The sequence below is a fragment of the Nocardia blacklockiae genome, assembly GCF_015477355.1.
GTDB lineage: Bacteria > Actinomycetota > Actinomycetes > Mycobacteriales > Mycobacteriaceae > Nocardia > Nocardia blacklockiae.
Genome location: NZ_JADLRJ010000007.1, coordinates 132,029 through 152,284, shown reverse-complemented (window position 1 = coordinate 152,284; position 20,256 = coordinate 132,029). Strand labels below are relative to the sequence as shown.

At 70.4% G+C, this 20,256-nt stretch carries 15 protein-coding genes; 4 read left to right on the top strand and 11 right to left on the bottom strand.

The annotated features are described in order from the left end of the window. The first annotated feature begins 11 nt into the window (after window positions 1–11). A complete protein-coding gene (locus tag IU476_RS22105) occupies window positions 12–986 on the top strand; it encodes a hypothetical protein (protein ID WP_324194189.1) in 975 nt (324 codons plus the stop codon). Further along, a complete protein-coding gene (locus IU476_RS22100) occupies window positions 983–1,684 on the top strand; it encodes a hypothetical protein (protein WP_195103015.1) in 702 nt (233 codons plus the stop codon). The genes IU476_RS22105 and IU476_RS22100 overlap by 4 nt, the downstream gene beginning before the upstream one ends. Window positions 1,685–1,750: 66 nt before the next feature. Here IU476_RS22100 and IU476_RS22095 read toward each other — a convergent pair whose 3' ends face one another. The 3 genes from IU476_RS22095 to IU476_RS22085 all read right to left on the bottom strand — a co-directional run bounded on the left by IU476_RS22095 (window position 1,751) and on the right by IU476_RS22085 (window position 7,169). Next, the gene (locus IU476_RS22095) at window positions 1,751–5,014 is read right to left on the bottom strand and encodes an arabinosyltransferase domain-containing protein (protein ID WP_228824147.1); all 3,264 of its coding nucleotides are present in this window, start codon (window positions 5,012–5,014) and stop codon (window positions 1,751–1,753) included. Window positions 5,015–5,173: 159 nt separating this feature from the next. Next, window positions 5,174–5,674 (bottom strand): WKL family lipoprotein, encoded by a 501-nt coding sequence (locus tag IU476_RS22090; protein WP_228824094.1) that lies wholly within the window; start codon window positions 5,672–5,674, stop codon window positions 5,174–5,176. A 112-nt stretch (window positions 5,675–5,786) separates the two neighbouring features. Next, a complete protein-coding gene (locus IU476_RS22085) occupies window positions 5,787–7,169 on the bottom strand; it encodes a DNA polymerase IV (RefSeq protein ID WP_228824146.1) in 1,383 nt (460 codons plus the stop codon). Between the two features lie 269 nt (window positions 7,170–7,438). Between IU476_RS22085 and IU476_RS22080 the strand changes: the two genes are divergently transcribed. Then, window positions 7,439–8,317, top strand: a complete 879-nt coding sequence (locus IU476_RS22080; RefSeq protein ID WP_195103006.1) for a UTP--glucose-1-phosphate uridylyltransferase — start codon at window positions 7,439–7,441, stop codon at window positions 8,315–8,317. A gap of 8 nt (window positions 8,318–8,325) precedes the next feature. Here IU476_RS22080 and IU476_RS22075 read toward each other — a convergent pair whose 3' ends face one another. The 4 genes from IU476_RS22075 to pruA form a co-directional block, all read right to left on the bottom strand. Further along, window positions 8,326–8,865: a C40 family peptidase gene (locus tag IU476_RS22075; RefSeq protein ID WP_195103004.1), complete on the bottom strand. Its 540-nt coding sequence runs from the start codon at window positions 8,863–8,865 to the stop codon at window positions 8,326–8,328. A gap of 343 nt (window positions 8,866–9,208) precedes the next feature. Further along, window positions 9,209–10,516, bottom strand: coding sequence for an MFS transporter (locus tag IU476_RS22070; protein WP_195103002.1), 1,308 nt, complete (start codon window positions 10,514–10,516; stop codon window positions 9,209–9,211). A gap of 77 nt (window positions 10,517–10,593) precedes the next feature. Next, window positions 10,594–11,565 carry a proline dehydrogenase family protein gene (locus IU476_RS22065; RefSeq protein ID WP_195103000.1) on the bottom strand — a complete coding sequence of 324 codons (972 nt, stop codon included), beginning with the start codon at window positions 11,563–11,565 and terminating at the stop codon, window positions 10,594–10,596. After that, window positions 11,562–13,223, bottom strand: coding sequence for an L-glutamate gamma-semialdehyde dehydrogenase (gene pruA, locus IU476_RS22060; protein ID WP_195102997.1), 1,662 nt, complete (start codon window positions 13,221–13,223; stop codon window positions 11,562–11,564). The genes IU476_RS22065 and pruA overlap by 4 nt, the downstream gene beginning before the upstream one ends. An 88-nt stretch (window positions 13,224–13,311) precedes the next feature. Between pruA and IU476_RS22055 the strand changes: the two genes are divergently transcribed. Then, complete coding sequence (locus IU476_RS22055) at window positions 13,312–14,949, top strand: PucR family transcriptional regulator (protein WP_324194188.1); 1,638 nt, start codon at window positions 13,312–13,314, stop codon at window positions 14,947–14,949. Between the two features lie 191 nt (window positions 14,950–15,140). On the opposite strand, the gene ileS is transcribed toward IU476_RS22055, so the two are convergent. From ileS to IU476_RS22035, 4 genes are all read right to left on the bottom strand, one after another. Next, the gene (ileS, locus tag IU476_RS22050; RefSeq protein ID WP_195102993.1) at window positions 15,141–18,314 is read right to left on the bottom strand and encodes an isoleucine--tRNA ligase; all 3,174 of its coding nucleotides are present in this window, start codon (window positions 18,312–18,314) and stop codon (window positions 15,141–15,143) included. A 353-nt stretch (window positions 18,315–18,667) separates the two neighbouring features. Continuing rightward, complete coding sequence (locus tag IU476_RS22045; protein WP_195102988.1) at window positions 18,668–18,871, bottom strand: hypothetical protein; 204 nt, start codon at window positions 18,869–18,871, stop codon at window positions 18,668–18,670. A gap of 111 nt (window positions 18,872–18,982) precedes the next feature. Continuing rightward, window positions 18,983–19,816, bottom strand: coding sequence for a DivIVA-like cell division protein Wag31 (gene wag31, locus IU476_RS22040; protein WP_195102987.1), 834 nt, complete (start codon window positions 19,814–19,816; stop codon window positions 18,983–18,985). A 79-nt stretch (window positions 19,817–19,895) separates the two neighbouring features. Then, window positions 19,896–20,192 (bottom strand): YggT family protein, encoded by a 297-nt coding sequence (locus tag IU476_RS22035; RefSeq protein WP_036567455.1) that lies wholly within the window; start codon window positions 20,190–20,192, stop codon window positions 19,896–19,898. Window positions 20,193–20,256: the final 64 nt, after the last annotated feature.

Genomic DNA, 20,256 nt, shown 5'->3' with positions numbered 1-20,256 from the left:
GTCTGTTCGGCGTGACGGTGTTGCCTTCTCCCTCCCGCGCCGCTTCCGACGCGCGCGCTACCTCGGCTGCCCGGTCCGTCCGGTCGGGCGTGCTGCTGGTGGTCCTGTCGGTCGCGCTGTCGGCCCTGGGCGTCGGTTGCAGCGACAGCAACGAGTCCGCGGCCGACCCCGACGTGGAGCCGTCCGGCCTGGGCAAGGAGGTCACCGTGCCGATCTCGGCGACGGTGACGTCGGTGGTGCAACCCGGCTCCGACCCGCGCTCGCTGCTGCGGCCCGGCTACGAGATCGGCACCTCCCAGCAGGTGACCCTGCGCACCAACCACCACATCGAGCAGGAGATCAACGACCAAGCGGCGCGGGACTTCTCGCCGCCCGCGGTGACGATCCCGCTCACCGCGCGCACCGAACGCGACGGCGTCGACCTGACCCTGGGCAGCCCGACGTCCACCGATCCCGCACTGGCCCAGCAGTTGTCGACCGCCGACGGCTCGCACGCAGGCCTGGAGATGAGCGAACTCGGCGCGATCACCGCGCTGCGGATGGCTCCCAAGCCGGCCACCCCGGATCCCGCCCGCGCCGCCCTGGAACAGGCCTTCTACCAGGCCGTCTACCAGTCAATCGCGTTCCCGACCGAGCCGGTGGGCGAGGGCGCGGTGTGGACGGTGCACCAGCAGGTGTCCGGCGCGGTGCCCTTGGAGCAGGTGACGACGGCGACGCTGACCAAGCGCGAGGGCGACCGGCTCACCATCGAGCTCGATGTCACCCAGACCCCGAAGTCGAATGTGTGGGACCTGCCCAACAACGCCGGCTCCCTCGACATCGCCGACTACCGGATGCGCGGCACCGGCACCATCACGGTGGATCTGGGCCTGCCGCTGCCGGTCGCGGGGTCGGTGACCGTCGGCGGCCGCCAGTTCTACAAGGACCCGCGCAGCTCGGTGCTGCTGCGGCAGAACATCAGCACGCAGGTGCAATGGGGCGAGTGAGGCGAGCCGGCGGGCTGCTGGCGGGCTTGGCGCTGTGCGCGGCCGGATGCGGTTCCTCCCAGGAGGATTCGGCACGCGATCTCGGGTCCGCGGTCACGCCGCCGTCGGTCACCGCGCCCGCCGTCACCGATTCCGCCGCGCTGCAAGCGAAGTTGCTGACCGCGGCCGACCTGCCGCCCGGCTACACCCGGCTGGACGACGGCGCGCCGGGCAACGGCGTGACGCCGCAGGACCGCTCCCGCACCGAACCGGCCGCGTGCGCCAAGGTGCTCGCCGCGATCGGTGATCAGGTGCCGGGATCGAGCGCCCGTGGCGCGGTGAGCTATTCGACCCCCGACTTCGCCAGCATCGACATCGATGCCGCCAGCTATCCGGACAACGGTGCCGCACAGGCTTTCTCGGCGGCGCAACAACTACTGCGCGACTGCACCAGCTATTCCGGCACCGACGCCGACGGTGTCGCGATCGACTACCGGGTGGACGGGCTGTCACTGCCGCGCACCGGCGACGCCTCCACGGCGTTCGAGGTGCGCACCAGCAGCGAGGGCATGACGCTGTACTCGGCCGCGGCCCTGGTGCTGGTCGGCAGCAGCGTCGTGCAGATCGCCGAAACCGCCCCGCAGCCGGTCGATCCCGGCAGCTTCGCCGACCTCACCGCGAAACAGGTCCAGCGGCTGCAAGGTGTCGTCGGCCCCTGAGTCGAGGGCTCGCCGCAGCCGCGGTGCGGGTCGACCAGAACCGCACCGCCGCAACGACTTACAGCTCTACCACGCCGTATTGATCGGCCCGGGACTCCACAGACCGCTGTGCGCCTGCTGGGTGACCGAGGGCTCGGCGAGCGCGGCGGAGGCGTCTCGGGGCGTGAGGCGCTGCAGCTCGCCCCAGTCCTGGCTCCAGTCGTCACGCAGGTAGGTGGCGAGGGTTTCGGTGCGCAGCAGCTGCTGGCTCCAGCCGAGCGGACCGCCGCCGTCGTGGCTCTCCCACAGGTTGGTGTCGTGGGCCGCGGGGCGGTCGGGCAGGATGCGCCAGCTCGGGATCTGCGCGATGCCGTCCTTGTGGTCGAAGGGACGCTGGCAGGGGAACTGCAGGCCCACCGCCCAGTCCAGCAGCACCGGATCGCTCGACCCGATCAGCTGATCGATGGTCTGGGTCTGCGGAATCCGCGGCGGGGTCAGCGCCATCCACTGCTTGGGGTCGAGGGTCTTGTCCTTGGCCACGATGCGGATCACGTCGGCCTGCGCCGGGATCTGGTCCAGCGGCACCCGCAGGTTGCGCCACGACGGGGCGGGCCCGATATCGATCGGCGTCACCTGGCCGAGCGACTGCGCGGTGGTCGCGGAATCGCTTCTGCCGTACTCGATGTCGATGGGCTGGCCCGGCATGATCGACCCGTCCTGGGTGATCGCGCGGAACCGGCCCGCCGCGGTGATCGCCACGATTCCGTGGCGGTCGTCCGGCGCGGGCAGCCGGTACCAGCCGGTGGTCAGTTCCGCCGCCGCCTGCTGGCCCGCGGTGCCCAGTTCCGGGGTGCCGTTCGCGAGGCCGAAAGGCAGTGGGGCGCCGCCGGTCTGGGTGCCGGAGCTGCCGTCGGACTTGTCGTTGAAGGCGTTGGCGATGCTGCTGCTGTTGCCCGCGGGCTGGTCGTCGGGCGTGAGGTCGCCGACGCCGTTGGGCATGAAGTTCTCGGACGTGCCGGTGAAGGTGCTGTACGCGTCGCCGGTGAGCGGGGCCAGCATGGACGCGTTCGGGTCGGTCTCGACCAGCACGTCGTCGGCCAGCCCGCACGGCTTGCCCAGCACCGCATCGACATTCGAGCGCGCCAGCGAGAACGCCGGGTACTGGGTGACCGCGCCCTTGGCGAACGAGGCCACCTCGAACAGCACGATCAGCGCCGCCACCACCGTCAGCGGCGGGATCTTCACCAGCCGCCAGGCGCGCGGTGAGATGCGGTGCGGCGTACCGGGTTCCGGCGCCCGCACGTGCCACCACGCGGCCAGCGCCAGGCACAGCACCGCGATGATCAGGAACAGTTTGCTGACTCCGACGCCCGCCACCGACGGCGCCTTGTCCCACCACGGAATGCCGTAGCTGGACACGTACCACCACTCGTTGACGCTGGTGAAGATCTGCGCCATGGCGACGGCCACGATGGCCGCGAACAGCGCCCGGTACCGCGGCGCCCGCATCACCCGCGGCCCGACCGCCACCGCGGTGACGACCGCGACCGCACCGGCCAGCCCGGCGTAGATGCCGTTGTGGTGGGTGAACTTGGTCGGGACGGTCGCCATCAGCAGCATCGCGCCGAAGGTGATGCCCAGCAACCGTTTCGCCGGTCCGGCGGCGACGAACGGGATCCGCCCGCCCTTGCGCAGCACCACGAACGCGCACACCAGCAGGCCGATCCACATCGCCACGATGCCGAACCGGCGGCCGATCGATCCGTCGGCGGTGGGCATGAACAGCCACTGGTAGGTCAGGTAGTCGTCGAACCACGGCACCGACGGACCGACGGCGTTGTGCACCCGCTTCATCTCGAACATCGCCGAGAGAGGTTCCACGCCGAAGGCGAAGACCAGCACCAGCGTGCCCGCCGCGGCCAGCGGCCCCAGCAGCGCGCCGTACGCCTTGATCCACGACCACCGCGAGACCCGCGCCGCGCCGACCTCCCCGCCGTGCGCCAGCTCGCGCGCCCGCACGACGCCGAACCGCACCACCGAGCGCGCTCCGGCCAGCAGCGGCGCGAGGCAGATGACACCCGACGGTGCCGCGGTGAGGCTGAACGCCGCGATCATGATGGCGATGCCGTAGGGCAGCACGCGCCGCGTCGCGATGGCCCGCTCCACGAAGCACCAGGTGAGCAGCACGGCCACCGCGATCACCGGCTCGGGCCGCAGTCCGTTGTTGTAGGGCAGCCACACCGCCAGGAAGCCCAGCGCGCCGGTCCACACCGCCACCTTGTCGTGGCGCACCGCCACGCCCAGTCGCGGGATCACCTCCCGGCTCAGCGCCAGCCAGGTGATGACGCCGGCCAGCAGCGTGGGCAGCCGCATCCACGGACTGGCGGTGCTGATCTCGGTCATGTGCGCGATGACGTCGTAAGGCGGTGTGCCGACCGGGTTCTCGGGCACACCGAAGAACCGGAAGTAGTTGGCCATGTAGCCCGACACCAGCGAGGTGCGGGCCATGCCGAACTGATAGCCGTCGTCGGAGGTGGTGGACCCGATGAAATGCCAGACCACCAGCGTGCCGAGGACGACCGCGTCCACCGGGGTGAACGTCCACCACCGCTGCGGCAGCAGGCGCCGCACCCGGCGGCCGTCGAGCCGGTCCAGCCGGAACAGCGCCACCAGCGAGACCAGCGCCAGCACCACCGCCAGCACGGTCGCCGCGCGCTTGGCGAACGTCGGCACGACCGAGAATCGGCTGTCGACCTCGGCCGTGACCGAGGTGCCCGCGGCCGTGGGCAGATCACTGAACACGCCCACCAGCTGCGGGCGGAAGTCGCCGTAGAGTGTTACCGGCTTGGCGCCGGTGCCGCGCAGTTCGGCGGTGGTCGAGGACATGTCCGAATGCACGTCCAGGGTGGCGTCGGCGAGGCCGTCGAGCGGCACGCTGAACATCGACTGGCTGCGCAGTATCACCTCGAGCAGCGCGGGCTTGCCGTCCTGGGCGGGCCGCACCCGCGCGACGAAGCCGTACTTCTCCAGATCGGGGGCGCCGGCCGGCAGGGTCGCCGCGGCCAGGCCGCCGCGCTCGGCGAGTTGCCGCAACGCCTGCCCGGGGACGGTGGCGTCGAAGGTCAAGGGCGCGTAGGACACCAGCGGGGCGGTGATGCTGCGGGTCGATTCGTCCTGCGGCCACGACAGCGTGGTCTTGTCCACGTGGACCGGCAGCAGCGGTACCGCGACGGCGAACAGCGCCGCGAACAACCCGGCGATCAGGGCCAGCGGCTGGGCCCAACCGCCGCGCCGCGGCCGGGTGGCCCGAGGTTGCTCGCCCGCTGCGGGCGCCTCGTCCGCCCTCACCATCGTGTCCGTCACGGGGGCCGATCGTAGCGTGACGCATTCGTGACCGGAGAAATCGTGCAATGGATTCTCAGCCTGCGCTTAACTTCCCGCCGCGCCGGGCGGACATGCGAACGGGGCCGATGTCCTGCACGGACATCGGCCCCGCCACGGTGCGGAACGTTACGAGCAGGCGGGCGACGACTGACCCAGGTTCTGGATTCCGGCGCAGGCCCAGCTCTTCTGCAGCACCCACTTGCCGTCCTGGGCGATGAACGGAACGCTGGCCTCGCTCGGCGCACCGCCGTTGACGGAGAAGTTCGCCTTGGCGGTCAGCGTGTCGCCGCCGAGGTATGTGACGTTGGTCACCTCGACCTTGGCGTTGTTCTGCTGGTACGCGTCGGCCAGCTTCTTGATCATGTCGGGGTCCTTCTGCAGGGCCTCCTGACCGTCCTCGAGGTACTGGATCTTCTCCTCCGCGGGGACGTTCGGGTCCAGCGCCTGCGACAGCTCGTTGTTCAGCTCCTCGACGGTCGGCACCGGCGGCACGTTCTGCACCGACGTGGCGGCCGCCTTGCTCGAGGTCTTCGGCTTGGAACCCTCGTTCTTGTCACCGCTGCCACAGGCCGACATGCCGAGCGCGGCAACAACGGCCAGTGTGGCGACCGCGATGCGTCCAGTCATCTGAAGCTTCAATGCTCGTCCTTTGCGTTCGAGTTCGGTATGTTCCGTGCACGTGACAGCCGCCACCCGACCGGCAGCGCTGCACGAGTGGCCTCACGCTACCCGCAGAAATTCAACGAAGACTAAGGAGCGGGTCGGCAGGGGCGAGGTCGACATCGTCGGCGGCAAAGGTATACGCCGGACCGGGCCCTGTCGAGCGGGTCTCGAAACGGACGGTGACCCGGCCGCGCCCGGAGCCCTGCACCCAGCCGTGCCCGTGCTCGCGATGGGCGACATCCCGCCCGGGATACCAGAATTCGGTGGTGTAGGAGCGGGTGGCGGGCGGGACGGCCGGTGCCGCACCGACCGGCTCGGGCACCGCCGCGGGCGCGAGAGTGGGCTCGGGGGCGACGAATTCGTCCAGGGCGCTTGCCGGGCCGGCCGCCCGCGCGGACCGGCCCGAGGCCGCCAGCGCCTGGTCCAGCTCGGGGAACAGCGACTCCTGCCGGACGGTGGACAGGCCGCCGAAACCCACGCCCACCAAGCGAATCGGGCCCAGCTCGCCCGGGTCGATCGCCGAGCGCAGCGCGGCGGCGGTGAGCGTCGCGACCTCCTCGGTGGCGTAGGGCAGCGTGAACGAACGCGTCACGATGCTCATGTCGGCCTTCTTCAGTTTCAGCACCACCGTGCGGGCGGCGCGGCCGTCGGCGGTCAGGCGGCGGTGCGCGGCGGCGGCTATCGCCTCGATGGCCGGGCGCAGCTGGGCCAGCGTGACGATGTCGCTCTCGTAGGTGGTTTCGGCGCTGATCTGCTTGGCCTCGGCGCGCTCGGCGACCGGGCGGTCGTCGATGCCGCGGGCCAGGCGGTGCAGCGCCACGCCGACGCTGCCGCCCAGCAGCGACGCCGCCTCCTGCTCGGGCAGCGCCGCGAACGCGCCGACGGTCTCGATGCCCAGCGACCGCAGCCGCCCCTCGGCCACCGGGCCGATGCCCCACAGCTTGCGCACCGGCAGCGCGGCCAGCATCCGCTCCTGCTCGGCCGGTGAAACCACCCGCACGCCATCGGGTTTGGCGAGCCCGGAGGCGATCTTGGCGAGTTGCTTGCCGGTGCCCGCGCCCACCGAGGCGACCAGCCCCGTGCGCTCGCGGACCAGGGCGCGCAGCTCCTCGCAGAACTCCAGCACCCGCCCGGCGGTGGCCCCGGCCAGCTCGGCCGGCTCGCCGAACGCCTCGTCGAACGACAGCGTCTCCAGCACCGGGATCCGCGAGCGCAGCGCCTCGAACACCTGACCGCTCACCTCGCCGTAGACCACCCCGCGCGGCGGCACCACCACCGCCGTCACCCCCACCAGCCGGCGAGCCTGATGCATCGGCATGGCCGAGCGCGCCCCGAACACCCGCGACTCGTAACTGGCCCCGGCCACCACGCCGCGCGCACCGGTGCCGCCGACCAATACCGGCCGCCCGCGCAGCGTGGGCCGGGTGAGCTGTTCCACCGACGCGAAGAAGGCATCCATATCGATGTGCAGCACCCAGCGCCGCGCCGGCACCTCGAGAGCCGCACGGCCGGATGCCAGGGTGGTTCCCCGGGCTGGCAAATTGCTGGTGGGTTCCTGCGAATCGCGGCCACGGCCCGGCCCGCCGCCGCGACCCCGGCCGACCCCGGCAGATGCCCGCTGACCAGGCACGAGCCGTGCCGTAGCCGAGTCCGGGGCGGGGTCCATGCCAGGGAATCTACGCTCGACTACCGACATGATCGGTCCCGTGAGTATGTGATGATCGGATCATGACCATCCGCAAGGCCGTGATCCCCGCCGCCGGTATCGGTTCCCGCTTGCTGCCGCTGACCAAGGGCATCCCCAAGGAGATGCTGCCGGTCGGCGACAAGCCGGTGATCGAGCACACCGTGCGGGAGCTGGTGGCCTCGGGGATCACCGACATCACGATCGTGGTCAGTGCCGGAAAGTCGTTGATCCAGGACCACTTCCGGCCCAATCCGGCGCTGGTGGCGCAGCTGCGCTCCGACGGCAAGACCGCCTACGCCGACGCGGTGGAGGAGGTCGGCGAACTCGGCCGCCTCGGCCACATCACCTATCTGGACCAGCACGGCCCGTACGGCAACGGCACGCCGGTGCTGAACGCGGCCCGCACGCTGGGCGACGAGCCGATGCTGGTGCTGTGGCCCGACGACGTGTTCGTCGCCGAGGTGCCGCGCGCCCAGCAGCTCATCGACGCCTACAACAAGACCCACTCGCCGGTGCTGGCCCTGCTGCCGATGGACCCGGCCGACTCGAAGCGCTACGGCGTGCCGGTGGTCGAGGAGACCTTCGACAACGGCCTGATGCGCATCACAGGCCTGGTCGAGAAGCCCAAGCCGGAGGACGCGCCGTCGGCCTACGCCGCGATCGGCGGGTACGTGGTCACCCCGGGCATCATCGAGGAACTGCGCAAGCAGGTCGCCGAGTGGTACACGCACCGTTCCGGCGAGGTGTACCTGACCGACGCCATCAACGTGTTCGCGGCCTCGAACGCGGTGTACGGCCAGGTGATTCGCGGCAAGTGGTACGACACCGGCAACCCCGCCGACTACCTGATCGCGCAGTTCGCCTCCGCCCTGACCCACCCGGAGTACGGCCCGCTGCTGCGCGCCCTCGTGCAGGACTGATCCGCCGCTCAATAGAAGCGGCGGATCGCGTAGATCTCGAATTCGCTCAGCGGCGTCAGCACGACCCCGACGCCGAGCGAATGCGCGTTGAGCAGCTGCCCGCCGCCGGCGTAGATGCCCTCGTGCGAGCCGTCGGAGTTCACGATGACGATGTCGCCGGGCTGGATCGCGCCCAGCGGCACGGCGCTGCCGGCCGCCGCCTGCTGCCAGGTGGTGCGCGGCAGCATGATGCCGACATTCCGGAAGGCCCACAGTGCCAGGCCGGAACAGTCGTAGGTGGCGGGGCCGGTGGCGCCCCACTCGTACGGCTTGCCGACCTGCGTTTGTGCCAGGTTGAGCGCGATGATCGCGCGCGGGCTGGCGATGGGCAGGTTCGCCGAGCCGCTGGCGCTGCCCGAGGCCGAGCCGGACCCGGATCCGGAGCTGCTGCCGGAGGCGCTGCCGCTGTCGGCGAACGCGGTGCCGGCCAGCGCCGACGCGGCCAGCACCCCGGTCACCGCGGTGAGCAGCAGTCGGACGATTCTGTTGCGCGATGGAGTTGTCGCCATGGCTTGCCCTTCGGTTCGGCGCACACCACCCCGACGGCTCACTCTCCGGCGACTACTCAGCACATTGGACGTGCATGGGACGACCGCTTCCCCACGGGCATCTCATCCGGACAGCTGGCCTGGCAGTGCGGTTTCTCGACGTGGTCGAACGGATAGAACACACAAGCTCAACGTGACATTTACAGTTGCTGTGACATAGCTGTTCTACCGCAATTCACCTGCGCCCCACAAGAACTAATTCTCACCTCGCGCCCCCGCCCCAGGTCAGAGCCGTGGCGCACCCTCGCTCAGCCCGACTCGAGCCCGTGGCCGGCGGCTCGCCACCTGGCCCGCTCGATCTGCCTCACACCTCGTCGAGGTCGCGGTGCCGGGTCTCGGGCAGCGCGTAGATCGACAGCAGGGAGAGCACGGCCATGGCGGCCATGAAGACGCCGACGGCGGTGGTCCCGCGCGTCTCGCCCAGGTGGGCGACGATCAAGGGCGCCGCGCCGCCACCGAGTACGCCGCCCAGGTTGTAGGCGATGCCCGCGCCGGAGTACCGCACGCCGGTACCGAACAGTTCCGGCAGGAACGCGCCCAGCGGCCCCCACACGATGCCCATGCACAGCAGCGCCCCCGACAGGCCCACCACGATCAGCACCGGGTTCTCGGTGTTCAGCAGCGGGAACAAGACGAGGCTCCACACCACGCCGAAGGCCGCGCCGCCGAGCATGAGGCCGCGGCGGCCCGACACATCCGAGCGCCGCGCCACCGCGAAGGTGGCGCCGCCGAGCACGATGACCGCGATCAGCGTCAGCCCCAGCATCGTATTGCGGGGCACGCCAAGGGTTTTCGTGGTGTAGGTGAGGCAGTAGGTGGAGGCGGTGTAGAACATCACGTACACCACCACGATGCTGCCCGCCCCCAGCAGCAGCTCCCTCGGATACCGCCGCACCACGGCCGCGATCGGCACCCGGTTGGCGTCGCGGTGCGCCATGAACTGCGCGAACGCCGGGGTCTCGGCCACTCGCAACCGGATCCGCAGCCCGATCGCGACGAGCACGAACGACAGCAGGAACGGGATCCGCCAGCCCCAGCCGTCGAAGGCGTCCTTCGGCAGCCACTCCGACAACGCCCAGAACACCGCGGTCGCCACGAAATACCCGACGGGCGAACCCATTTGCGGGGCCGCCGCGTACAGCCCGCGCCGGTGCTTCGGCGCGTGCTCGGTGGACAGCAGTGCGGCGCCGCCCCATTCGCCGCCGAGCCCGATGCCCTGCAGGACCCGCAGCAGCACCAGCAGCACCGGCGCGGCCACGCCCAGCGTCGCGTAGCCGGGCAGCAGCCCGATGGCCGCCGTGGACAGCCCCATCAGCAGCAGCGACACCACCAGCGTCGTCTTGCGCCCGATGCGATCGCCGAAGTGCCCGAACACGATCGCGCCCACCGGCCGGGCCACGAAGCCGATCGCGAAGGTCGCCAGCGACGCCAGCGTGCCCGCCACCGACGACAGGGTCGGGAAGAACATCTTGTTCAGCACCAGCGCGGCGGCGGTGCCGTAGATGTAGTAGTCGTAGAACTCGATCGCGGTGCCGATGAAACTGGCCGTCGCGATGGTCCGCCCGCCGGTGGCCGCGGGGGCGGGCGGGGCGGTGGATACGGGGTCGGTCACTGCGGTCCTCGTCAGGTGGTGTCGAACCGCGGTGATGCTACGCGGGCGGTGCCGGCCGCGAGCCCGCGCACCGGACCTCAGCCGGACGTGGCGGCCGACCGCAGGAAGAACATCAGGTTGGCCGGGCGTTCGGCGAGCCGGCGGACGAAGTAGCCGTACCACTGGTCACCGAACGGCACGTACACCCGCAGGTGCTGGCCGAAGCCCACCAGGCGCGCCTGTTCGGCGGGCCGGATGCCGTAGAGCATCTGGAATTCGAAGTCCGCGCGCCCGCGCCCGGCCGCGGCGGTCAGCAGCGCGGCGGCCTCGATCATCGCGGGGTCGTGCGTGGCGACCATCGGATAGCCCTTGCCCGCCATCAGGATTCGCAGGCAGCGCAGGTACGCGGCGTCGACCTCCGGCTTGCGGCGGAACGCGACGGTGCCCGGTTCGCTGTAGGCGCCCTTGCACAGGCGGATCCGCGCGCCCTCGTCGGCGAAGACGCGGCAGTCGTCCTCGGTGCGCCGCAGGTAGGCCTGGAGCACGGTGCCGACGGTGTCGGGGTGGTCGTGGCGCAGGGTGCGCACGATCGCCAGTCGCGAGTCGGTGGCGGCGTGGTCCTCCGCGTCGACGGTCAGCCAGATCCCGGCGGATTCGGCGGCGCGCGCGAGGGTGCGGGCGTGGTGCAGGGCGGTCTCGTGGCCGTCGCCGGGCAGCGACTGCCCGAGGGCCGACAGTTTCACCGAGACCTCCAGCGGCCGAGGGCCTTCCGTCGCGGGCAGGCCCGGTAACGCGGCCAGTGCCTCGATTAGCGCCAGGTACTCCGCGACGACCCGCCGCGCCTGCTCGGGGTCGGTGGTGTCCTCGCCGAGGTAGTCGATGGACACGAAACGGTGCTGCCGCAACAACTCCCGCGCGGTCGCCAAGGCCGCGTCGCGGGTGTCCCCGGCGACGAAGCGGTCGACCAGGTGTTTCGTGGCGTGCAGGCGGGTGAGTCCGCGTTCGGTGCGTTGCGAGCGCGCCATCGCCAGCAACACGGGCCGCAGCGGGTTCGCGAGTGCGGGCTTCATCGCGGCTCCTGGAGAGCGGAATCGGTTGCCTGGTGCGGGTATTCGTGGGTGGTCGGCGGGACGAACGTCTCCTTGATCGAGCGCGGGGAGGTCCAGCGCAGCAGGTTCAGCGGCGAACCGGCCTTGTCGTTGGTGCCCGAGGCGCGGGAGCCGCCGAAGGGCTGCTGGCCGACCACCGCGCCCGTCGGCTTGTCGTTGACGTAGAAGTTCCCGGCCGCGAAACGCAAGGCGGCACTGGCCTTTTCGATGGCCGCGCGGTCGCGGGCGAGCACCGCGCCGGTGAGCCCGTAGGCGGCCCCCGTGTCGACCAGTCGCAGTGCGTCGTCGAAGGCGTGCGGGCGCGAGTCGTCGTAGACGTGCACCGACAGGATCGGGCCGAAATACTCGGTGCGGAAGGCCTCGTCGCCGGGATCGTCGCCGAGCAGCAGTGTGGGGGCGACGAACCAGCCCTCGCTGTCGTCGTAGGTGCCGCCCGCGGCGACGGTGAGACCCGCTGTGGCCTTGGCTCTTTCGATGGCGGCGACGTTGCGGTCGTAGGCGCGGCGATCGATCAGCGCGCCACCGAAACGAGTGAAATCGGTGACGTGACCGTAGGTGAGCGCGGCCGTCCGGTCGATCAGGTCGCCGCCCATGTGGTCCCACAGGGAGCGCGGGACGAACGCGCGGGAGGCGGCCGAGCATTTCTGGCCCTGGTATTCGTAGGCGCCGCGCAGCAGGGCGGTCGTCAGCACGTCCGGGTCGGCGGAGGGGTGCGCGAGCACGAAGTCCTTGCCGCCGGTCTCCCCGACCAGCCGCGGATAGGTGCGGTAGCGCTCGATGTGGCCGCCGACCTCGCGCCACAGGTGCTGGAAGGTCCGGGTGGAACCGGTGAAGTGGATGCCGGCCAGCCGCGGGTCGGGCAGCACCACGTCGGAGACCTCCGGCCCGTGCCCGTGCACGAGGTTGATCACGCCCGGCGGCAGTCCGGCCGCCTCCAACAGCCGCATGGTGTGGTACGCGGCCAGCGACTGGGTGGGCGAGGGCTTCCACACCACCGTGTTGCCCATGAGAGCCGGTGCGGTGGGCAGGTTTCCGGCGATCGCGGTGAAGTTGAACGGCGTGATCGCGTAGACGAAGCCCTCCAGCGGGCGGTAATCGGTGCGGTTCCACCCGCCCGGCCCCGAGATCGGCTGCCCGGCCAGCAGTTGCCGGGCGAAATGCACGTTGAACCGCCAGAAGTCGACCAGTTCGCAGGATGCGTCGATCTCGGCCTGATACGGCGACTTGGACTGGCCCAGCATGGTCGCCGCGGCGACGGTCTCGCGCCACGGCCCGGACAGCAGGTCGGCAGCGCGCAGGAACACCGCGGCGCGTTCGTCGAAAGGCAGTGCGCGCCAGTCGTTCGCGGCGCGCAGCGCGGCTTCGACGGCAGCGCGGGCGTCGCCCGGTTCGGCGACGGCGAAGCTGCCCAGTTCGGCCGCGTGCTCGTGCGGCTGCACGACCGGCACGCGCGTACCGCCGCCGCGCCGGTGCGAGCCGTCGATCACGTGACAGATCTCGGTGCGGGCGCCGGCCAGCTCGCGCAACGCGGCCCGCAGGCGCATGCGCTCCGGGGTGCCGGGTGCGTAGGAGTTGACGGGCTCGTTGGACGGTGCGGGAACCGTGGTTATCGCGTCCATGCACGAAACGAAACCGCACTCGCGGCCCGGCCGGATTGTCCTACCGGATGAATTGCGCCGGGCATTTTCATCCACTTGAATGAAGAGTGTGAGCCGTGCCATACCCCTGTCCGACCTGCTGTCGGCGCTGACCAGCGCGGTCGTCACGCTGGTCGACGCGCCGGCCGGTGAGGACGTGCTGGTCGATTCCGTCGCGTTCATGGACATCGACGACCTGGCCATGGACATGCCGCCCGGCCGCGCTCTGCCGGAGGTCTATCTGCAGGTCGGCGTGGGCGACGACGATGCCGCCCGGTGGGTGCGCGACCTGGGGGCGCGCTGCCCGGCCGAGCACCGGCCGCGAGTGGTGTTCTCCAAGAGCGTGTCGGCGCGGTTGCGGGCGGCCGCGCACGAGGCCGGGATCGCGCTGGTGTCGGTGCACCCGCACGCCCGCTGGGAGATGGTGCACGCGCTGATCGAGCGGATCACCGGACACGGGCCGCGGGCCGCGGTGGCATCCGCGCCCGCGCTCGACACCGACCTGTTCGGGCTGGCGCAGTCGGTGAGCGAGTCCACGCGGGGGCTGGTCAGCATCGAGGACGATCAGTCCCGGGTGCTGGCGTACTCGGCCGACAGCACCGCCTCCGCCGACGCGGTCCGGCGCCTGTCGGTGCTCGGGCGGCAGGGCCCCGCGGGGTATCTGCACTGGTTGCAGCGCGAGGGCGTGTTCGATCGGCTGCGCAATTCCGCCGACACCGTGGAGGTTCCGGCGCAGCCGGAGTGGGAGACGCGGCGGCGCTTGGCGATCGGCATCCGCGAGCCGGGCCGCGACGGACCGCGCGCGCCCACGGTGCTCGGCACGATCTGGGTGCAGGAGGCCGCCGAGCCGCTGCGCGCCGACAGCGCCCGGGTGCTGCGCGGCGCGGCCGCCATCGCGGCGCGGGTGATCTGGCGCACCCGCCACGCCCCCACCACCGACGCGCTGCTGATCCAGCGGCTGCTCGGGGCGCACGGCGGCGACGTCGACATCGCCGCGTTCGCCGAGACGTTCGGGACGGTGGCCGACGGGCAGGCCGCCGTGGTGGGGTTCGCCCCGCACGGCGCCGAGCGCGCCACGGAAGCCGCTGTGCGGCGCGGCACGGTCGCACTTCGCCTGCACGCCAGCGCATTTCGGCAGGATTGTGTGACCACGCGGCTCGGTGACCGGCTCTACGTGCTGTTCCCGGAGCACCGCTCGGTGGATCGGGTGGCGTCGTGGACGCGGCAGGTCATCGAGCACCTCGCCGAGGGATCCGGGCTCGCCCTGCGCGCGGCCATCGCCGCCCCCGTCGCCGGCTTGGGCGACGCCGCCCGCGCCCGCGCCGAGGTGGACCGCGTCCTCGACCGCACCGCCGATCTCCCCGCGGCCGAACCGGTCACGACCCTGGCCCGCTCCCGCACCACCGTGCTGCTCGGCGAGATCCTGACCCTCGTCGCGGACCACCCCCACCTGCGCGACCCCCGCCTGGACACCCTCATCGACTACGACACCACCTACTCCACCGACCTACGCGCCACCCTCGACGCCTACCTCGCCCACCACGGCGACGTCCGCGCCGCCGCCACTACCCTCCGCATCCACCCCAACACCCTCCGCTACCGCATCCGCCGAGCCACCCACCTGATGAACCTCGACCTGACCTCCGCCCCCGACCGCCTCCTCCTGGAAATCCAACTAGCAGTCCACCGCCACACGAAACCGAACTGACCCAACGCTTTCCGCCACCGAGCGGGCGAATCACCACGACGACTCGGGGCGACCTCACGCAAGCGAACCACCACGACGGTCCGCACGCACAAGCGCATCGGGCGGCGACTCACCACGCGCCCGCGCAGGCACTATCGGCCGCTGGCGAACTCGTCGCCGAACGGTCGGAAAGCGCCCGCGCGGGGCTGGTCTCATGCCTTGGTGATCGAGACCCGTACTCCCCCTGCGACTTCCGTGGCGTTCGGGCCTGCGTCGGCGAAGTTGAGGGTGGTGGCGAGGACTTCGCCGGCGATGAGGGTGCGGTGGGTTTCGGCCCAGTGTTTGCGGTCGGGGGGGACGTCGAGGGTGAGGGTGATGCGGTCGGAGACCTCCAGGCCGAGGGACTTGCGGGTTTCCTGGAGGTCGCGGATGAGGTCGCGGGCCCAGCCCTCGGCTTCGAGTTCCTCGGTGACCTCGGAATTCAGTACGACCAGGCCCGCGTTGCCGGGCAGGGCGGCGGTGGATTCGGGTTCGGCGGCCACCATGCGGCGGGTGTACTCCTCGGGGAGCAGTTCCACGCCGGCGGCGCTGACCACGCCCTCGGGGCTCTCGGTCCACTCCCCGGCCTTGACCGCCTTGATCACCGTCTGCACGGCCTTGCCCAGCCGGGGTCCGGCGGCGCGCGCGTTGACGGCCAGCTCGAAGCGGCCGTGCGCGGCGACGTCGGTGGTCAGGTCGACCCGCTTGACGTTCACCTCGTCGGCCACCAGGTCCGTGAACGGCGCGAGCCGGTCGGCGTCCGGGGCGGCGATGGTCAGCTCCGACAGCGGCAGCCGCACCCGCAGGTTCTGCGCCTTGCGCAGGCTCAGCGCCGTCGAGCATACCGCGCGCACCTCGTCCATCGCCGACACCAGCTCCGGATCCGCCGGGAGCTCGCCCGCGGCCGGCCAGTCGGCCAGGTGCACCGAGCGCCCGCCGGTGAGCCCGCGCCAGATCACCTCGGTGACCAGCGGCAGCAGCGGCGCGGCCAACCGGGTGGTCACCTCCAGCACGGTGTGCAGGGTGTCGATGGCGTCGCGGTCCTCGTCCCAGAACCGCGAACGCGACCGGCGCACATACCAATTGGTGAGCGCGTCGGCGAAGGTGCGCAGCTCGTCGCAGGCCGCGGCGATGTCGTAGACCTCCAGCGCCTCGGTCATCGCGTCGCGCACCGCGGCCAGCTTGGCGAGGATGTACCGGTCCAGCGCGTGCGGCGAATCCGTGCGCCACACACCGGGTTCCGACGCGTACAGCTGCAGGAACGTCCACGCGTTCCACAGCGGCCGCAGCACGTGGCTCACGCCCTCGCGGATGCCGCGCTCGGTGACGATCAGGTTGCCGCCGCGCAGCACCGGCGAGGCCATCAGGAACCACCGCATGGCGTCGGAGCCGTCGCGGTCGAACACCTCGTTGACATCGGGGTAGTTGCCCTTGGACTTGGACATCTTCAGCCCGTCGTCGCCGAGCACGATGCCGTGCGCCACCACGGATTTGAACGCCGGCCGATCGAACAGCGCGGTCGAGAGCACGTGCAGGTTGTAGAACCAGCCGCGGGTCTGCCCGTTGTACTCGACGATGAAATCGCCGGGGCTGTGCGCCTTCTCGTCGTGCGTCCCCTCGAACCACTCCTTGTTCTCGAACGGGTAGTGCACCTGCGCGTAGGGCATCGACCCGGACTCGAACCAGCAGTCGAGGACCTCCGGCACGCGCCGCATCATCGACTTGCCGGTCGGGTCATCGGGATTGGGCCGCACCAGCTCATCGATCGCGGGCCGGTGCAGATCGGCCGGGCGCACGCCGAAGTCCTGCTCGAGCTGGTCCAGCGACCCGTACACGTCGACGCGCGGGTACTCGGGATCGTCGGACATCCACACCGGGATCGGCGCGCCCCAGTAGCGGTTGCGGCTGATGTTCCAGTCCCGCGCGTTCTCCAGCCACTTGCCGAACTGGCCGTCGCGGATGTGCTCGGGCACCCAGGTGATCTGCTGGTTCAGCTCCACCATCCGGTCGCGGAACTTGGTCACCGCCACGAACCAGGACGGCACGGCCATGTAGATCAGCGGCCGGCCGGAGCGCCAGCTGTGCGGGTAGGAGTGCTCGATCGTCTCGTGCCGCAACAGCTTTCCGGCGGCCTTGAGGTCCTTGATGATGACCGGGTTGGCGTCGAAGATCATCAGGCCCTCGTACGGCGGCACCATCGAGGTGAACTTGCCGCCCGGATCCAGCGGCTGCACGATCTCGATGCCGTTGGCCGCGCAGACCTCCATATCCTCCTCACCGAACGCCGGCGCGAGGTGCACGACGCCGGTGCCGGAGTCGGTGGTCACGTAGTCGGCCTCGAGCACGCGGTGCGCGTTCGGGTGTCCGACGAAGAAGTCGAACGGCGGCCGGTAGCGCAGCCCGACCAGCGCGGCCCCGGAGTGTTCGGACCGCACCCGCGGCTGTTCGCCCAGTTCGCGGGCGTAGTGCGAAACCCGTTCCGCCGCCAGCAGATACCGCTTCCCGTCCGCGCCCTCGACGTGCACGTAGGTGATGTCGGGGTGCACGGCGACAGCCAGGTTCGACGGCAGCGTCCACGGCGTGGTGGTCCAGATCAGCGCGTTGGCACCGTCGAGTTCGCGCAGCGGGTGGTCGGCGGGGACGTCGAGCACCATGTCGACGGTAACCGCCGGGTCCTGCCGCATCCGGTAGGCGTCGTCGAGGCGCGCCTCCTGGTTCGACAGCGGCGTCTGCTCGTACCAGCTGTAGGGGAGCACCCGGAAGCCCTGGTACACCAGGCCCTTGTCGTAGAGCGACTTGAACGCCCACATCACCGACTCCATGAAGTCGGGGTCGAGGGTCTTGTAGTCGTTGTCGAAGTCGACCCAGCGGGCCTGCCGGGTCACATACGCGCGCCACTCATTGGTGTACCGCAGCACGGAGGATTTGCATGCGGCATTGAATTCCGCAAGCCCCATCTCGTCGATCTGTGATTTGTCCGTGATACCGAGCTGCTTCTCCGCCTCGATTTCCGCGGGCAGCCCGTGGGTGTCCCAGCCGAACCGCCGCTCCACCTTCTTGCCGCGCATGGTCTGGAAACGTGGGATCAAATCCTTCACGTATCCGGTGAGCAGATGACCGTAATGCGGCAACCCGTTGGCGAACGGCGGTCCGTCGTAGAAGACGAACTCCGGTGCGCCGGAACGGTTCTCGATGCTGGCGCGGAAGGTGTCGTCGGCGGCCCAGTAGTCGAGCACGCGCCGCTCCAGATCGGGGAACGACACCTGGCCGCTCGACCCCAGATCGGCGCGCGGGTAGCCGGACGCCGCCTCGGACACGGCTTTGCTGGTGGATGTCTGATCCGCCATCTCGGGCAGTGGTCTCCTCGTGCCGGCGCCCCCGGTGCGGGCGCGTATCGGTAGGCACGGGGACGATGCCGACGCCGGTGCGCCGGGACCGCGGTACCACCCCGCTTGTCCAGGAACAGACCCCTGGACCTCTCGTCGTGAGCTGTGACGGGCTCGCCCGTTCGGTTCTACTGGGCGCCCCGCGCGGCCCGGTGGCCGCGGCGAACGCCGTTCTTCCGAAGACTCCCCGGTGATTGCCGGATCAATGCCGTTGTACAGGTTTGATTGTAGCCAGTGTGGGCAATGTTATTTCCGGGCCCCACCGGCGTGGCCCGTTCAGCACCGGGCCGACCGCGGCCGGCTACCGGTCGACCTCACCGCTTGGCATGCCGGCCGGGACGCGACGGATGATCGTCGTCGTCGGAGTCGCGCATCGACAGCGCACTCACCAGCAGCAGTACGGCGCCGATGACACACACGACGATGCAGCCCCAGGCCCAGATCACCGAGCCGGTGGTCAACGCGGTCACCAGCAGGGCGAAACCGATCGCGGCCAGGACGAGCGTCAGGACGAGCATGGTCACCCCCTAGGCGGGCCAGGTGGCTCGACGAACTCGCGGACCACACGACTGCGCAACACGCCGAGTCCGGCACCACTGCGGAATCGGCGAGCATCCGAACGGAACGAACTACTTGCCGCCCTGGGCGAACGACGCCGCGTGGTTGTTGGCGCCGGCACCGTCGAACGCCTCGCCGCCGTCCACCGGCACGGCCGACCCGCGGTTCTCCAACTCCTCGAGCTGCGACTCCAGGTAGGACTTCAGCCGCACCCGGTACTCCCGCTCGAAGGTCTTCAGCTGCTCGATCCGGCTCTCCAGCACGCTGCGCTGCTGGGTGATGGTCGCCATGATCTCGGTGTGCTTGCGCTCGGCGTCGGCCTGCAGGGCGTCGGCCTTCTCCTTGGCCTGGCGCAGCTGGTTGTCCGAGCGGGTCTGCGCGTCGGACAGCATGGTCTCGGCCTTCTGGCGGGCCTCCGCGATCATGCCCTCGGAGCGGGTGCGGGCGTCACTGACGAGTCGCTCCGAGTTTGCTCGGGCGTTGGACAGCAGGTTCTCGGCCTCGGTCTTGGCGTCGCTGGTGAGCCGGTCGGCCATCTCCTGCGCCAGGCTCAGCACCTTCGCGGCCTGTAGGTTCGCGTCCGCCGCGTCCTTCGGCGCGGCGGGCGGGGCGGCCGGCACGACCGGGGCCGGCGGCGGCACGGGGACCGGCTTGGGCGGTTCGGGCTGCGGCGGAGCGGGTTTCACCGCCTGCGGCGCGGGGCGCGGGGCCTTCTTGGCCTCGGCCAGTTCGGAATCCAGCTCGGCAACCCGCTGGCGCAGGTCCGCGTTCTCCTCGATGAGGCGTGAGAGCTCCTGCTCGACCAGGTCGAGGAAGGCGTCGACTTCATCCTCGTTGTAGCCGCGCTTCCCGATCGGCGGTTTGCTGAACGCGACGTTGTGCACATCGGCTGGGGTCAGCGGCATGGAAGGATCCCTTCACGCTTCGTACGGAGATCTAGCGGTAGATCTAGCAAGCTATTGTTCTCGGCCCATTCTGTCACACCTAGGCGACCGGCTGCCCGAGCCTACTGGTCACCGACATCAAGATGAACACGATGAAAAGCAGCACCATAATCGACAGATCGAGACGAATTCCACCCAGGTTCACCGGCGGTATCAAGCGCCTCAGGAGTTTCACGGGTGGATCGGTGATCGTGAAGATCACCTCCAGGACGACGGCAACCGCGCCGCGCGGATGCCAGTCGCGCGCGAAGTTACGGATGAACTCGACGATCACTCGGCTGATCAACAACAGCCAGAAGAGGAACAGGAGTACATACAGCACCTGGAACAAGGCCACCTGACCACTCTGCCTCAGAATCGGTGTCCTGCAAACTCCCCGCGCCGTCCGATCGCGGCGTCAC

Bases quoted from the DNA above. Each gene is read 5' to 3' on its own strand.
- pruA (WP_195102997.1), bottom strand. From the start codon at position 13,223: ATGGACGCGATAACCACGGTTCCCGCACCGTCCAACGAGCCCGTCAAC.
- IU476_RS22045 (WP_195102988.1), bottom strand. From the start codon at position 18,871: ATGCTCGTCCTGACGCTCGTCCTGGCCGCGATCGGTTTCGCCCTGCTG.
- IU476_RS22065 (WP_195103000.1), bottom strand. From the start codon at position 11,565: ATGAAGCCCGCACTCGCGAACCCGCTGCGGCCCGTGTTGCTGGCGATG.
- IU476_RS22080 (WP_195103006.1), top strand. From the start codon at position 7,439: ATGACCATCCGCAAGGCCGTGATCCCCGCCGCCGGTATCGGTTCCCGC.
- wag31 (WP_195102987.1), bottom strand. From the start codon at position 19,816: ATGCCGCTGACCCCAGCCGATGTGCACAACGTCGCGTTCAGCAAACCG.
- IU476_RS22095 (WP_228824147.1), bottom strand. From the start codon at position 5,014: ATGGTGAGGGCGGACGAGGCGCCCGCAGCGGGCGAGCAACCTCGGGCC.
- IU476_RS22075 (WP_195103004.1), bottom strand. From the start codon at position 8,865: ATGGCGACAACTCCATCGCGCAACAGAATCGTCCGACTGCTGCTCACC.
- IU476_RS22090 (WP_228824094.1), bottom strand. From the start codon at position 5,674: ATGACTGGACGCATCGCGGTCGCCACACTGGCCGTTGTTGCCGCGCTC.
- ileS (WP_195102993.1), bottom strand. From the start codon at position 18,314: ATGGCGGATCAGACATCCACCAGCAAAGCCGTGTCCGAGGCGGCGTCC.
- IU476_RS22085 (WP_228824146.1), bottom strand. From the start codon at position 7,169: ATGGATGCCTTCTTCGCGTCGGTGGAACAGCTCACCCGGCCCACGCTG.